General features: G+C 37.9%; 12 protein-coding genes. All 12 read right to left on the bottom strand.

The genetic code is table 11. The features are described from left to right. The coding region (locus MNY27_RS07530; RefSeq protein ID WP_346392061.1) for a cadherin-like domain-containing protein at positions 1-1,244 on the bottom strand (1,244 nt) is incomplete at its 3' end. Between the two features lie 108 nt (positions 1,245-1,352). Next, positions 1,353-1,943, bottom strand: a complete 591-nt coding sequence (locus MNY27_RS07525) for a response regulator transcription factor (RefSeq protein WP_346392060.1) — start codon at positions 1,941-1,943, stop codon at positions 1,353-1,355. 4 nt (positions 1,944-1,947) lie between these two features. Then, a complete protein-coding gene (locus MNY27_RS07520; protein ID WP_152184135.1) occupies positions 1,948-3,288 on the bottom strand; it encodes an HlyD family type I secretion periplasmic adaptor subunit in 1,341 nt (446 codons plus the stop codon). Continuing rightward, positions 3,281-5,428 (bottom strand): type I secretion system permease/ATPase, encoded by a 2,148-nt coding sequence (locus MNY27_RS07515; protein WP_152184136.1) that lies wholly within the window; start codon positions 5,426-5,428, stop codon positions 3,281-3,283. The genes MNY27_RS07520 and MNY27_RS07515 overlap by 8 nt, the downstream gene beginning before the upstream one ends. 15 nt (positions 5,429-5,443) lie before the next feature. Then, entirely contained in the window at positions 5,444-6,562 is a 1,119-nt protein-coding gene (locus MNY27_RS07510) for an OmpA family protein (protein ID WP_152184137.1), read from the bottom strand. Between the two features lie 4 nt (positions 6,563-6,566). Beyond that, a complete protein-coding gene (locus MNY27_RS07505) occupies positions 6,567-8,576 on the bottom strand; it encodes a TolC family outer membrane protein (RefSeq protein WP_346392059.1) in 2,010 nt (669 codons plus the stop codon). Between the two features lie 168 nt (positions 8,577-8,744). Further along, positions 8,745-9,554: a TIGR00282 family metallophosphoesterase gene (locus MNY27_RS07500; RefSeq protein WP_152184139.1), complete on the bottom strand. Its 810-nt coding sequence runs from the start codon at positions 9,552-9,554 to the stop codon at positions 8,745-8,747. Further along, positions 9,554-12,541 carry a DEAD/DEAH box helicase gene (locus tag MNY27_RS07495; protein WP_346392058.1) on the bottom strand — a complete coding sequence of 996 codons (2,988 nt, stop codon included), beginning with the start codon at positions 12,539-12,541 and terminating at the stop codon, positions 9,554-9,556. Before MNY27_RS07495 ends, MNY27_RS07500 begins: the two co-directional genes overlap by 1 nt. A 12-nt stretch (positions 12,542-12,553) precedes the next feature. Continuing rightward, a complete protein-coding gene (locus MNY27_RS07490) occupies positions 12,554-12,964 on the bottom strand; it encodes a polymer-forming cytoskeletal protein (protein ID WP_152184141.1) in 411 nt (136 codons plus the stop codon). Then, the gene (locus MNY27_RS07485; protein ID WP_152184142.1) at positions 12,865-13,821 is read right to left on the bottom strand and encodes a M23 family metallopeptidase; all 957 of its coding nucleotides are present in this window, start codon (positions 13,819-13,821) and stop codon (positions 12,865-12,867) included. Before MNY27_RS07485 ends, MNY27_RS07490 begins: the two co-directional genes overlap by 100 nt. Then, complete coding sequence (locus tag MNY27_RS07480) at positions 13,814-14,962, bottom strand: bifunctional folylpolyglutamate synthase/dihydrofolate synthase (protein ID WP_246153835.1); 1,149 nt, start codon at positions 14,960-14,962, stop codon at positions 13,814-13,816. Before MNY27_RS07480 ends, MNY27_RS07485 begins: the two co-directional genes overlap by 8 nt. Next, positions 14,962-16,512: a GGDEF domain-containing protein gene (locus MNY27_RS07475; protein ID WP_152184143.1), complete on the bottom strand. Its 1,551-nt coding sequence runs from the start codon at positions 16,510-16,512 to the stop codon at positions 14,962-14,964. The genes MNY27_RS07480 and MNY27_RS07475 overlap by 1 nt, the downstream gene beginning before the upstream one ends. Between the last annotated feature and the right edge of the window lies 1 nt (position 16,513).

Genomic DNA, 16,513 nt, shown 5'->3' with positions numbered 1-16,513 from the left:
AGTGTATTATCCACATCGCTGTCATTTGCAAGGACATTGCCTGTTGCGTTGTTGTCCTCAGCTACTGTGTTGCTATCAGACGCTGTTACTGTTGCATCATCTACAGGCGTTACTGTGATATCGAGTGTATCGCTCGCACCTGTGTTTGTTGTGTAAGTAGCCGTTGGAACAGCTCCATTCCAGTTTGCATCTGGTGTAAATGTATAGCTTCCGTCTGAGTTGATGACAAGGGATCCAACACCTGCAATTGTTGCCGTCGTACCTGCTGTGTAAGTTGTTGTGTCACCGCTTACTGTGAAGCTTGCAACTGAGAGTGTATTATCCACATCGCTGTCATTTGCAAGGACATTGCCTGTTGCGTTGTTGTCCTCAGCTACTGTGTTGCTATCAGACGCTGTTACTGTTGCATCATCTACAGGCGTTACTGTGATATTTACAGTTGCCGTATCTGTACCGCCGTTGCCATCACTAATAGAGTAAATGATTGTATCGCTGCCATTGAAGTCTTGATTTGGTGTGTATGTGATTGTTCCATCATTATTGATCGTCACAGTACCGTTTGCAGCAGTTGCACTTGTCACAATAAGGCTATCACCATCGACATCAGTATCGTTTCCAAGGACACTAATAGTTACGGCAGTATCTTCATCAGTTGTTGCTGTGTCATCTGCCGCTACCGGGTTGTTATTATTTGGATTATCTATCGGGGTCTCAGTATCTTCTTCTGTATTTGTTAATAGAACAGGAGTTCCATCTATATCCACCCCATTATCAGGAGAATTAAACTGTGCATCTCTTAAACTACTTTGCACATCAACAAAACCATTATCACGTGCTAGGAAGCTATCTTCTTGGAGGTGCCCTACTACTGCTTCGCTTCCTGCAGCAGTTTCATCATCGATGCTTCCTTCTTTTTCTTTATCTGTTGCATCATCTTCAGCATATACACCTGTTTTTTCAATTGCTTTGTCTATATTATTTGGAGAGATAAATTCATCTAGATTGTTGTCTTCGATAAGAGAGAGGTCAAAGATCTGTTTTTCAATCCCTGTCAGTTCAAGAGCCTGTTCAAGATTCATCATGCCTATTTTTATATGTGCACTTGGGCTGTTGCCATCTGCACCAAAGACAAGCATATCTTTGCTGATTTTATCTCCAACATGCAATTCTACGATATCACCATGTTCATCTTTGGCATAAAATTTTCCGCTTGTCTCTTTGACTGTTCCGATAATTACCTTCATTTCTCTCTCCTAAAATATAGACAATTTCCTAGTTTGTTAGATTATAGGCAAAAAAAGAAAGTAATGCTATTGTCCCTAGGGACAGTATGGCAAATGTATTAAAAAAAATTATTTTAAAAGGAGTGCGAGACCGAGTCTGTCTTTTACATCAAGCTTATGATAAGTTGCCTGTGCATGGGCTTTGACAGTTCTTGCTGAAATATCAAGTCGCTCTGCTATCTCATTATAGGTAAGTCCCTCTTTTAAAAGGAGTGCGACCTCTTTTTCACGTGGCGTTAATTTTTGTAACATGATTTCATTATTTTTTTCTTCACTCTCCGGAAGTTCTAAAATAAGTTGGGATGTGAGTTCGGGATAAAGCCAAATCATACCCTCACGCAGAGCATCAAGTGCAGAGAGTATAAAGTGCGGTCGCATCAAAGCATTGCCATATCCAAATGCACCAAACTTCAGTACTCTTTTTGCTCTGTTTAGCTCAGGTACTCTATCAAGCACAAGAACACGGTTGTCTCTTTCACGGGATACTTTTAAAAATTTTTCACAATCTCTCTTGCATGATTCATAATCTGTGATGATTATGGAGTTTTCTATATCTTCTAATTGATATAACTCATCAACACTTTTGTATGTCTCATTTTCAAGAGCTTTTTCCCAATGGGCTAAGAGATTAATATCATCACTGTAGAGGATTATTGACATTAATTTATCGCTCCGTGAATGTATACTGTTTTGTTTTTAGTATCGGTTTTAAAATATAGTCAAGCACAGTTTTTTGTCCGGTAATAATATCTACACTTGTTGTCATTCCAGGAATGATTTTGAGTTTTTTCCCATGTCTTCCTATGTAGTTCTTATCTGTTTTGATACGTACTTCATAAAAGACATTCCCCTCTTCATCTTTAATACTGTCAGGAGAGATAAGAACCACTTTTCCTTCAAGTCCACCATAGATAGAGAAATCATAAGCGGTAAATTTTACTATGGCGCGTTGCCCAAGATAGATAAATGCGATATCTTTTGGTTTTATCTTCACTTTTACCAGTAAAGTCTCATCACTTGGAACGATTTCCATGATGTCCTGACCCGGTTTAATTACACCCCCTATTGTATGTACATAAAGTTTTTGTACGATTCCCTTCATCGGAGATTTTACAATGGTACGGGTTACCTGATCTTCCAAAGCCGTTGAAGTCACGCGCAGGCCTCTTAGCTCTGCGACAGCCTCATTGAGTTTTGTTTTTGCTTCACTTTGAAAGTTTAACTTTGTCTCTTTGATATTACTTTTTACCTCTTTGATGGCAGACTTGAGCCTTGGAATAGATTTTTTAGCCGCATCATACTTAGAAGCGATCTCATTGGCCTCACGCTGCAGTTTTAAAAAGTCGATTTTTGAGCGCACCCCTTTTGCCACCATTGGTTTTGTCATACGAACTTCACGTGATATCATTGAGTAAGATGATTCTAAATGGTCACGTTGTGAATATGCTTCTGCCAACTCTTGCTTCTTTTGTGCAAGTTTCTCACGCAGTGCATTGAGTTTTGAATTAAGCTGTTGTTTGTTTGTATTGTAAAGACTTTTTTCATTGTCAATAAATTGTGCCAGTCTCTCTTTGAGGTCAGCAGGAACGATAAAGTCCTGACCGGTAGACTCTGCTTTTAAACGTAGTATCTGTGCCTGCAGAGCATCGGCTTTTATCTCGTTTGAACTATAAGAAGAGATAGATTTTTGATTGTCAATTTTGAGAAGTACCTGTCCTTTTTCAACGGGGTCACCTTCTTGGACAAGAATCTCCTCAACAATCCCACCTTCAAGATTTTGAATCATCTGGTTTTCACCGCTTGGAATGACTTCCCCCTGACCTCTTGCTATCTCATCAATATAGGCAAAATTTGCCCATGTAAGAAACATTATAATTGCTGCAAGCCAAAAATAGAGCACAATACGCAGTCGTGTCGGAGCAACCTCTAAAATGGCAGCACTCAAAGAGTGCATAAACTCATAATCACGTTTTGAGAGGTTCTTTTTTATCTCTTTTTTAGCCATTGGAAGCTCCACTTAGCTGCTTGAGAACCAGCTCTTTTTTATCATCTAGCAGTACTTGGGAATTATGCATGACTATCACTCTATCTACCATATCAAGGAGCGCTAGTTTTTGCGTAATGATCACGAGAGTCTGGTCTCTTAACTCCACTTTTAGTTTGTCCATCAAACACTTCTCTGTGGTTTGATCCATGGCATTTGTTGGTTCGTCCATAATCATAATAGAGCTGTCCTGCATTAGTGCACGTGCCACACCTACACTTTGTCTCTGTCCTCCAGAGAGTCCTGCACCACGCTCACCGATTGGCATATCATAACCCAATGGATGTGTGCGAACAAACTCTTCAACACCACTGACCTGAGCAGCATAGATAATATCTCCCACATCGGGATGCTGCTCTGATGAGACAATATTTTCTTTAATAGTACCTTTAAAAAGATGGATATCCTGCGGTACATAAGAGATAAATTTACGCAGATCTGCCGGGTCAATTTGCGTGATATCGATATCATCGATTAAAATTTTTCCACTTGTTGGCTCATAGAGTTTTAAAATCAATTTTGCAATCGTACTTTTTCCTGAGCCAATACGTCCAATAATGGCCACTTTCTCTCCGGCCTCTATCACGAAACTCACATTGCTAAGAGCTGGTACTTCTGTACCCGGGTAGTTAAAACTAACATCTTTAAACTCTATTTTTCCTTGAAATTTCGGACGTTCTACAAACTCTTTTCCAGCAGGACGTTCCACCTCACGTGAAATGATCTCATTGAGCGTATCATACGCTGTCTTTGCATCAGAATAGTTTGAAATAAGTGCTGCAGCCTGCCCAATCGGTGCTACTGTTCTTGAAGTCAAAATCACAATTGCAATAAGCCCACCCATTGTAAGTTCAAACTCTTTAATAAGATAGACTCCAAAAACAACTACAAAGACAGTATTGAGCTGAATAAAAAGATTTGTCACATTTGGAATAGAAGAGGAAAGCAGACGAGACTTCAGGTTTTTCTCTGCAATCTCACCTGTTGATTCTTCCCACTCCCACTGTTTTTTTCCATTCATACGCATCGTTTTAACCGTCTCGATATTTTGGAGTGTCTCAATCAGTATGCCGTTTTTCTTTGCACTTGCTTCATGCGATGCTTCGATACTCTCTTGTAAAGGTTTTCGAATGATCAATGAGTAGCTTAAAATTAAAAATATTGTAATTATAGGTACTAAAACGAGCAATCCACCAATATAATAGATGACAGCAAGAAAGATAATGGCAAATGGCAGATCTATAACAGCTGTCATCGTTGCTGTTGTAAAAAAAGAACGAACAGCTTCAAAATCTTTGAGGTTATTGGCAAATGAACCAACTGATGGAGGATATTCTGCCATTTTCAGATCAAGAACTTTTTCAAAGATAATAGAGGACATAATGATATCACTCTTTTTACCAGCAAGTTCTAAAAGGTATGCTCGAGTAAACTTTAAAAAGAAGTCTAAGATGTAAACAAGAACAATCCCAATAGTAAAGACCATTAAGGTCTCTTCTGCGTTGTTGGGAATCACCCTGTCATAAACATTCATCGTAAAGAGCGGTGTTGCCAAAACAAACAGATTTATTAAAAAAGATGCGATTAAAACATCACGATAGATTGGAATAGAGAGCTTGAGTGTGCTCCAAAACCAATGTTTTTGTTTGAGTTGCAGTGTACGTGAGCTTTTTTTATCATACTCAAACTCTTTTTTGAGAATATAAGCAAAGCCAAGGTACTCTTTTTCCAAATCATGAACATTTACCCACTGCTCTAGTCCATCACCTTCAGGATAGATAATCTTTGCCTGTGTCTTATCATCATTAAATTTTTCCAATATACAGACATTATCATTACTTAAGAGCAAAATTGCAGGAAGATGCAAAGAGAGCATATCTTCAATAGAGCGTTTGATGAGGGTTGATTTGAGTCCTGCACGGGCTGCCACACGTGAGAAAAGAGATTTTGAACTATCTTTAGAGAAAAGCTTTTGAGAATCATGAATAGGAAGACCTGCTAAGAGAGCCTCTTTACTAAAAGGCTTATGAAAGAGCTTAATAAAAAGGACAAAAGTATCTAAGAGTGTATCTTCATGTACCGTAATCTTATGTTCGTTCATGCTTTTCCTAAACTTTTAGTTGAATAACTTTATCTCAATACGACGATTCGCTTTTCGCCCCTCTTTTGTTCTGTTAGACTCTATCGGATCAAGCTCACCCCGACCTGTTGCTACAATTCTTGACGCATCAATACCCTCCGCAACTAAAGCAGCTTTAACCGCTTGGGCTCTTTTAATGGAGAGTGCCATATTTGTTACTGCTTTACCTATACTATCCGTATGTCCTATAATTTTTACTTTATAGCCTGGATTCTTTTTCAAAAACTCTGCAAATCTTTGCACTTCAGCGTATGAGTTTTTGAGTATTTTATCAGAACCAGTTTTAAAATTTAATTTTAATGTCTGTTTTACTGCACAGCCATGTGGATCTACATTTACGCCGGCAGGTGTGTTTTCACACTTGTCTTTGTAATCAACAACTCCATCATGGTCACTGTCAAGAGGGCAACCATGTGCATCCACACTTACACCTTCTGGTGGTGTATCTGGACATCTATCTTTATAGTCTAAAACCCCGTCATGGTCACTGTCAACCGGACATCCATTTTTATCCACTTTTGAGCCACGAGGAGTTCCTATACATCTGTCATATCTGTCATACACTCCGTCTCTATCACTGTCAATATCTTCAGGTTTGAGTACATAGACACTCAACATTACACGGTCTGAGAGTCTGCCACTCTCTTGTATCTCATCGCTAAAGCCCAGTACTTTACCTCTTTTTGAGTATAAAGAGAGTGTTTTTTCATTTACACCACTCTCTGTAAGTCTGTTTTTCACACTATCAAGATAGAGTTTTGTCTGGTTATCATTACTGCTGTTTATATTACTGTTATATGCTAAATTATTGTCTATTTTACCAACATAATAATCATCTGCACGGTAAATATGCCCAACCAATGTTATTTTTAATTTGTATGATTCATTGAGTTCTTTAATTTTTTCAATAGCAGTTTCTAAGGTTTTTTCAGACTTTTCATCAAGAGTATTCTCTGATGTAAAATGCAGCATTTCAAAACGAATAATCTCTTCAAAGTCATCATCATAGAAATTATCTTCAAGCTCTTGAGAGATAGAAGCATGCAACAGTGTTGTGATAACAAGCATCAAAAAAAGTTGTACTACATTTTTCATCCTGCTATCTCCAATCTTCAAGAGTTAACTCTACTTCAACTCTGCGGTTAATATATCTTCCCTCAGGTGTTTCATTGTCAGCTATAGGTTCTTCCTCACCTCGACCTTCTGTTGTAATTCTATCAGCAGCAATACCAAGCTTGACAAGAGCACGTTTCACTGAGTCAGCTCTTCTTTTTGAAAGTTTTTTATTGAGTACAGTATCACCGCGTGAGCTTGTATGCCCTACGATATGGATTCTATACTGTTTGTTTTTCTTTGCAAACTCTGCAAACTTTTCAATATTTGCATAGGAGTTTTTATCGATAACATCACTATAGTAGGCAAAATTAACACCAAGGTTCAGTGAAATCGCACAACCATCTTCATTGACATTGTATCCAAGCGGTGTATTTGGACATTTATCTTTGTAGTCTTTTACACCATCCATATCAACATCAACTGCACAGCCATCAGACGATACTTTTGCATTTTTAGGTGTATTTGGACACTTGTCTTTTGAGTTGATAATACCGTCACCATCACTGTCACGTGTCATCTTCACACAACCATATGGCATGATATTATTTTCTAAAAGAGAGTTGTCACACAGATCTTCATCATCTGCTATTTTGTCATTATCAACATCATATTTTACAGGCAATGTATCTATGACCTGGTCTGCATCACTGTTGATATAAAGATTTACTCTGGCATCAAACTCTTTTGTATCTCCGATAATGGCTAATGGTAAGAGTCCCATTGCATCAAGTATTCTATACTTAGCAAGTAGATAATCATACTCTGCTTTAATGATTTGCGCACGGGAGTTGATAACATCATTTTGTGCCGTTAAAAGATCAAGCAAAGAGCGACGTCCTAAATCATACTCTTCTTTATAAAGCTCTAAAGTCTTCTCTGCAAAAACTTTATAATCTCGTAAATCTTTGAGTTGCAGAGCTATCATCTCATAAGCATTCCAAGACAAGTCAAGCGCTTCAATGACTTGACGTTTCAAGTCTCGTTTTGTCTCAACTTCTTGGTTTATTTTACTCACATCTTTTTGCACTGTTGCTCTGTCAGCAAAACCTCTAAAAAGATTATAAGAAAGTACAACACGCGCTTTAAATCTGTCATCGGGCTGATCAAAAGCATTTGTCTTTTGCACATCATTAAAGTTTTGTGTCACTTCCAAATCGATTTTTGGATAAAACTCTTTTTGGTGCTGCTTCCAAATTGCCTGTGCACCTTTAATGTTATAACGACTTACCAATAAAGAGGGATTATGATTGATTGCATACTCAGCAGCACGTTCAACAGAGCTTGGCATACTGACATTAAGATCAGGCTTTTGCATCTCTGCGACGTGAGGCATACGACCAAGAACTCTTCTGAAGTTGTACTCTTTGTCTCTTGTGTTATTTTTTTGTACTGTCAGGTTTGAGCGAGCCAAAGAGAGTGCTGATTCGATCTTTTTTACTTCAGAATCCGTTGTAAGACCAGAGTCATAGAGGTCTTTTACCTTCTTGAAAATCTCTTCATTTATCTGCACATTTTCACGAGCAGTTTGCAAAAGCTCATATTCACGCAGTACATTCAAGTAGGCATTAGTCATCTTATAGGCGATATCATTGGCTTTTTCTATGTAGTTATATGCAGCAGCTAATATTCTTGCCTCTTGATACGAGACTTTGTATGTCGTACCAAAACCATCAAAAAGATTTTGCGTTAGCACTAAAGAAGATTCATAATTACCATAACTTTCATCACCTACGGCATGATTCCAACTACTATTAGCACCTTTTAGTAAACCGGCTTTTGTATAACCTAGACTTGCTCTAAAATCTACACTTGGCAGGTACTCTGCATTTGCAATATTTAAATCTTCTCGTGTAGCTCTATAGTTACGTAATCTCTCTTGAACAACAGGGTTAGTATCCATAACTTCAACAACACTCTCTTTAATTGTTAAAGCTGTTAACGTGTGTATGTTTATTAAAGTAAAAAGACCAATAATTATGACTCTTTTAACCACTAAGTTCCCTTTTGCAATTTTAATTTGTATTATATCTTAAATCCTGTGATTTCTTGATTATATTATGTGTTTTATATATAAAAACAAGAGAATCTCATTACATAAACATGGAGTTAACACAAAATTAACACATTTTCGCTATCTTTTATGCAAGTAATGTACCAACTTCTAATCTTCGATCCATGCATCTGTTTTGATAACTCTATTATCGTCAAATATTTTTAATTTATAAGCAGATCTACAACTCCCGGAGCTTATCTCCATAATGGCAATCTGCAGTATCTTTTTACACTTTTTTGGAACATCAAAATGGCCTTTCATTCCCGTTAAAAATTGCGTTAATGGTACTTTTTTATCCATCCCTATAACATTGTCACGACATCCGGTAAGTCCAATATCACTGAGGTATACAGTTCCCTGTACAATCTGAAAATCATCACTGCTGACATGTGTATGTGTCCCAATGATAGCGCTTACCTGTCCTTCAAGAAGCATCATCATTGCCCGTTTTTCGCTTGTGGCCTCTGCATGAAAATCAATAAATATATTTTCTACTCCATCCTCACGCAGACGCTCTACACTCTTCTGTGCACAGCGAAAAACATTATCAGCATATGGCATACTGTAATGTCCCATCAGATTAAGCACAGCAAGCTTCTCACCTGCGACATCATAAACTCTGCAGCCCGTTCCTGCAACTTCCTCAGGATAGTTATGCGGACGCAGTATCTCATGGGTCTCAAAAAGGGGTAAGATATCTTTTTTATCCCAGGAGTGATTGCCGCCTGTCATCACATCAACACCGTAAGCAAAAAGCTCATTACAGTTCTTTGCAGTCAGGCCAAAACCATGTGATGCATTTTCATAGTTTGCTATAACAAAATCTAACTTCTCTTCTTCTCTTAATTTTGCCAAATGCATCTTGAGCATATCTCGCCCAGGACGTCCTACGATATCGCCAATAAAAGCTATTTTCATTATAGTACCTTTGGTTTGTTGTTTCTAAGATAAAAGAGCGTTGCTTTGATGATGTCATCATCATCTTTGCTCTCTGATTTTATCGTCTCTTTTGAGTCATTGAGATAAGTAAAGGTGATATTTTGCCCATAGTTTCCGATGGACTTTATCTTCTTATCAAGTGCTAAGAGTTTAATGACCATTAACTCAAAAAACTGCTTTGTCGGCATATCAAGTTCACCAAAACGGTCAATCACCTCCTCTTCTATCTCATAAATTTCAACTGCCTCTTCACATTGTGAAAGACGACGGTAAATATCTAAACGGAGCCTATCTTCTTGTACCACATCATCAGAGATATATGCCGAAATAGTCAGTTTGATATCTACTTTTATCTTCTGACTCTCTTTTGTATTGCTAAGCTCTTTGATGGCATCCTCAAGCATACGCAGATAGAGCGAATAACCAATATTTTTGATATGTCCGCTCTGTGCATCACCTACCAGGTTCCCACCACCACGAATCTCTAAATCATGATGTGCGAGAACTGAACCTGAACCTAAAAATGAGTTGGACTCCAGTGCCAAAAGGCGTTTTTTCGCTTCATCTGTGAGAGCTTCTTTGTTTTGAACTATAAAATAGGCAAAACCCTCAACATGTCCACGTCCAACACGTCCACGCAACTGATGCAAATCTGCTATACCAAATCTATCCGCACCGTCAACAATGATAGTGTTAACCTTTGGCATGTGAATTCCACTCTCGATGATAGATGTTGCAATCATCATATCATACTCACCCGCTTCAAACTTTAAAAGCTCTTTTTCTGTTTCGACCGCTGAGATTTTAGAGTGTAACATCAAAATTCTCAAATCTGGAAGTAGTGCTTTTAACTCACCCATTTTAATAGGCATATGGTCAATTGAGTTATGTACATAAAAAACCTGTCCGCCACGACGAAGCTCACGCAGGATGACCTCTTTGATGAGTTTTTCATCATACTCTTTTACAAAAGTACGCACTCCTTGACGCTCACTCGGTGGTGTTAAGAGCTGACTCATGGTTTTAATGGAGCTGAGTGCCTGATTGAGACTTCTTGGAATCGGCGTTGCTGACATTGAAAGCAGATGCACATTATGATAGAGCTCTTTTATCTTCTCTTTTTGTTTCACACCAAATTTGTGTTCCTCATCAATGATAACAACACCCAGTTTTTTAAACTCCAGACCAAAAAGAGTATGCGTACCAACTACACAATCTATCTCTCCACTAGCCAAACCTTTGATGATGGCATTTTTTTCTTTCGTGCTTACAAATCTGTCAAGTTTTGCATAACGAATCCCCAGCTCACAAAAACGCTCATCCAGACTCCTAAAATGCTGTGCTGAAAGGAGTGTCGTCGGTACGATAAAGGCTGACTGATATCCTGATTTATAAGCGGCATAAATAGTATTAAGTGCGATTTCTGTCTTTCCAAAACCAACATCACCACTGAGCAGTCTATCCATAATATGCCCGGAGCTCATCTGCGTGAGGATTTCATTGACTGCCTGTGTCTGGTCCTCTGTATATTCAAACCCTGAGAGTGCCTGAAACTCTTGAAGTTCTTTTTTCGCAAGTGTAATTTTTGGAGCTTTTATTAAAGCCCTTACTGCGGCAGTGTTTACAATCTGTCCGGCAATCTCTAAAAGGCGTTTACGTACTTTGGCTTTGAGCTTTCCAAAGCTTCCTTTGCCAAGTCTGTCAAGCACAGGCACACTTCCACCACCTGCAATGTAACGGTCAATATAGTCAAGATTTTCAACCGGCAGTAAAATCTTATCATCACCAATATACTTGATCACGATAAAATCTTTTACCCCGCCTAAGATCTCTGCCTGTTCAATCTTTTCAAAAATTCCAACACCATAATCTTCATGAACGACATAATCGCCTGCCTTTAAATCATCAAGCAGGATTGAACTTTTTCTTCTACGTCGCTTCTTTTGAGGCTTGTTGAGCGATATAACAACCTCATCATCGGTAATAATATTTAAGATATAAGGCGCTTCCACAACTTCGATGTTTGTTGTATCATAAATCCCAGCTTGTTTTATGGTCGCTTTGTTTGCAGCGATAAGTATGATTTTTTTCTCTTGATGGACTTTGATAAGCTGCGTTGCATTAGCAACTACGAGCTCTTTTACCCTCTCATCTTCACTCAATACTGCAAGATTAAATACCTCACGTGAGATTATTGGGTTATTAATGGCATAGGCATCAATAAGAGCATCATCCATCTTGCATGAGAAGATCGCTTTCTTATCTGCTAAAAAGTTCTCTGCCATCTCTTCAAGATGCCAAAAACCAAGTGATGCGATATCACGAGAAAGTGCATCAAATTCACTCTTTTGTATCCGTTCATTGAGCCTTGCATATTCTGTTTCATTCAAAGCAAAAAATGCACTTGTAATCTCTATGGAGTCCAGTTCATCACCCACTGTCCGCTGCGAGTCAAGATCAAACGCTTTTATCTGCTCTATCTCTGTATCAAAAAGAGAGATTCTGACAGGATTTTGACTTGATGGAACAAAGATATCTATGATATCTCCACGGTGTGATATCTCTCCAGCAACCTGAACCATATCTACAAAAGTATAACCCCAAAAGAGCATCTTCTCTTTAAAGCTTTGCAGATCTATCTCACTGCCAAATTCCAAATTCATCGAGTCTAAAAACTCTTTTTTAGGAAGAGGGAAAAGGAATGTTTTCAGTGGTGAAATTATCAATGGCTTTTTTTGGGCTTCATGATAATTTCGCAAAGCAGCTAAAAGCTCATGCAACTCTTCTTTATAAGAGCGTAGATCATCCCCAAGGGATGGACGAAAATCCACAAAGGTGATAATATCTTTGTTAAAAAATTTTGCTACATTTTCTAACTTGTGAACCTCTTTACTATCCTCGCATATAAGGATGTCAAACTCTTCATGAGAGTTTTTAAAATAGTTATAAAGTGCGGCTTGAGACATTCAGTTCCTGTATTATGCTTTTTTTACTGCAGCAGTTTTATCTATAACGGCATGATTGGAGCTGTTCTTGACAATAGAATTCCCTTCAAAAATACCTTTTGACTCTATAACTAGCTCAATTGAAGTAATCTCACCATTGACATGACCAGCTGCTTTTATCTCTACTCTGTCAGCTTCGACACTCCCTTCAACATAGCCCTGAACAACAAGTCTATTTGTTACGATATTACCTTTAACACGCCCGTTTTTTCCCACATTGACCTCTTTGGAAGAGTTGATACTGCCGTCGAGTTCACCATCGATATATAAGTTACAAGAGAGCTCTACTTCCCCAGTGATTTTTGCACCTGCTGTGATGATTGCTGTGTTTGAATCTGTGGGGTTACTTTTAGTCGCGACGTCGCTGTTATTAAAGATTGCCATGGTACTTTTTTCTCCTTTTGGAATATTTCATTATAATTTTGCTGTGTCCATTTTATAAAATAGAACGGATTAAGTGCTCTATGAATAAAACGTACTTCATAATGCAGATGTGGGCCATTACTCAGACCTGAATTTCCACTGTATGCTATGAGGTCACCCTTCTTTACAAATTGACCAGATTTTACCACAACTTTGTTTAAATGCCCGTAGTACGACTTAAAGCCATACATATGCTCCAATATAACAAGTTTTCCAAATCCACTGCGCTTATGGTATCCTGACCACTCCACAATGCCATCGGCTGTAGCATAAACTGGAGTATTGAATTTTGCTTTCATGTCTGAGCCACGGTGAAACTCACGTTTTAGTAATGTTGGATGAACTCTATACCCAAACTTACTTGTAATTCCATGATACTCAATTGGTGAGCCACTTGGGATGAGTTGCAGAAGTGTTGCTCTTTGGGAAGAGCTGAGTTTGGCAATGCTTACCCGCTCACGCAAAGACTCATCCCCGATAGGTTTGAGACCTATGAGTGTCTCAATCTCTGCAAGTGAATCAGAGAGCTCATTCAACTCTTGTTTCTTGACAAGCAGTGAGTAACGTGTTGCTTTCATTGTCTCTTCAAGCAGTTCATTTTGCTCTTTGAGGTTTTCATAAGCATGCTCTATTGCATCTTTTTTATGCTGCATTGTATCGACACTGTAATCGAGGTACAAGATTGTCGCAACTGCAATAAGTCCCAGTGTTAAAAGAAAAAGCCCCGCATACAAAAAAGCTTTTTTGACAAACTTATGCAGATTAAACTGTTTGACACCATTATCATCATGAATAGTAATAGTAAAATGTTTATCCACGATACACCTTCAAAAATGCCTCCACTACACTAAAAGAACCAAATACCAAATAGTGCTCTTTTTTATCTATCTTCTTAAACTGACTATATTCTATACCTAATTTTTCAAGAGTCTCTTGTAAAAAGGTACTTTCAGCAACGCGAGCATTATAAACATCAATCAACTCTACTCTTGAAATTATGGGTTTTAAAATCGATAATATCTCTTTGTAATTTTTATCTTTGTAGCTATTATAGACTAAAATATATTTTTTATCTTTTAAACTCTCTAAAATTGATTTCGCTGCAAGTACGTTATGACCTACATCGACTAAAATATTTTTCTCTAAAACACTCAGTCTTCCAAATAACCTTGCATTATAAAAATTTTCTGCCGAGTAGTTAATTTCCAAATAGTTCAAGGCTGCTATTGCAAGAGAGAGATTTTGCACCAGATATGGCACCAGTCCCTCATGCTTTGTTATGTTCTCAATCTTTCTATGATCTTCATGCCCAAGCAGTTCTTCATACGAATATGTAGTGATATTATTATGCTCTTGTATCATCTGCAAACTTTTATATACTTCTTCATATTTCTGTTTTGCAAGAATTGCACTGCTTTGAATAGCAGAGAGTTTTGTTTGTGCAATATCACTGATATTTTCTCCTAAAAATGCCTCATGATCTCTGTCTATAGGAGTAACAAGTGTAAGTATGTTTTCAAAAACGGCCGTGGCATCATGCTCACCTCCAAGACCGGCTTCTAAAATAATAAAATCACTCCTTTTACTAAAAAAGAGCATTGCAAGGAGTGTTGTATATTCAAAGTAGCTTAATGCCTCCGCTTCATCCTGCGTGAGGATAGATAAAAGTTCTTGATGAACAGTTTCTAAAATGTCCATAGAAACATTGTGACCATTAAACCAGATACGTTCATTAAATTCTACAATATGCGGGGAGGTGTAGTGTCCAGTGTTATATCCCAGTTTATACAGTGCTGTTGCTAGGAATCTCCCTGTAGTTCCTTTACCGTTTGTACCGATGATATGAATAACTTTTGGAAGCTGAAACTTCTCTTTTATACGTGCATATACACGTGGCATACGTGTGTAATCTATCTCATCATAGAAAAGAGGTTTTGCATCAAGAAACGCTGATAACACTACTTTTTATACTCTACTCTGTTACGTCCGTTTTTCTTGGCAATATAGAGATATTCATCTGCAGAATTGATTGTTGCCTGCAGGGAGACGTGTTTTGCTCGCTCACTCACCCCTGCACTTGATGTAATTGAAAGACGTTGTTTTTTATACATAAAACGGGCTTTTTCTACATGTTTTAGAACTTTAGTAGCAAAAGTAACTCCACCTTGCATATCTGTATCACTAAGGAGTGCCAGAAATTCCTCTCCACCAAAACGCCCGACAATATCAACACTGCGTGCCTCTTTTTTGAGTATTTTAGCAAAAGCTGCCAAAACCGCATCTCCCGCTTCATGTCCAAAAGTATCATTTACATCTTTAAAGTGGTCTAGATCAAACATAACAATAGCATAGTTACGGTTATACCGCTGATACTCGGCCTCTTTTAACTCTAAAAACTCATCAAGTGCCCGTTTATTGTAAAGCTTTGTCAAGAAGTCCTCTTTAGACTCTTTTTTTGCCTCTTCAAGCTCAGCTTCGAGTTTTTTTACTCTTTTACTAAGTGCTTCTACATCTTCGTTGTGTCCTTTTAAATTTTTGCTCAGCAATTGTGTATTTTCTTCCAAAGCAACAGCTATAGTAAAGAGCTTTTTATGTGCAATTTTAAAATTACTACTTGATTCTACTGTGTACAATTCCAACTCTTTTTTAATAGCCTGAATCTCCGCATTTGAGTTATCAGAACTTTCAATCATATCTATCAGACGAAGAGAGAGCTTGTCAAGAACACCATCAATGGATTCAACCATCTCTTTAACACTCCCTTTATCTAAAGCAATACGCAGTGATATGGCTGATTTTATCTCTTTTTCTATATTGTCATCATCTAATATTGCAGGATTCTTTGTGATCTTTTCACTTACATTTGCTATTGTATCATTGACACTTGAAGCGATAGAAGGAACAAATGATGCGACTAAGAGCTTGGATATTCTTTGCAGATTTATTGTTTCATTTTCTGAACTCTCTGCTGCCTTAAAAACCTGCAGGTTCTCTATCGTTTTTTGCAAGTCACTGCTGTCAACATCTCCGAAACTCTTTAGTTTTTGTAAAAAAGTATCATCGTAAGTTGTGAGAAAATTGACCCAGCGTTGACGAAAATTATCCAACTGTTCAGGAGTGGGAGCATTCTCAAGCAGATCAATACTATTTTTTGCCAACTCTGCAGCCTCTTTATTATGCAGTACTGTTATAACCTGCAAAGCACGTTTACACAAGATTGTTTGTGCCTCCAAGGTATCAGAGCATTGTGTAGGATTGGTACGATTGAGTTTAGAGATAAGAAAACGGACAAATTCACTCATTGTCTTGATGCGGTAGTTTTTCAAATCTTTTTGAAAATCTTTTGAGAGCATGTTTTTAAATTTTTCTACATGATTACAATCTTCTACACTCATTTTGGCATGCTCGACCTCTTTACAAAAAGCCTCTGCATAAAAGTCGGGAGTTAAAAGTCTCCCCTCTGCTTTGAGTCGTTTTACTGCATTGTTTATAATCGTCTGTATTGTCATT

Source organism: Sulfurimonas sp. NWX79, assembly GCF_039667035.1.
GTDB classification, from domain to species: Bacteria; Campylobacterota; Campylobacteria; order Campylobacterales; family Sulfurimonadaceae; genus Sulfurimonas; species Sulfurimonas indica.
Note: the sequence above shows the minus strand (reverse complement) of the source record. Positions and strands in the feature narration are given on the sequence as shown.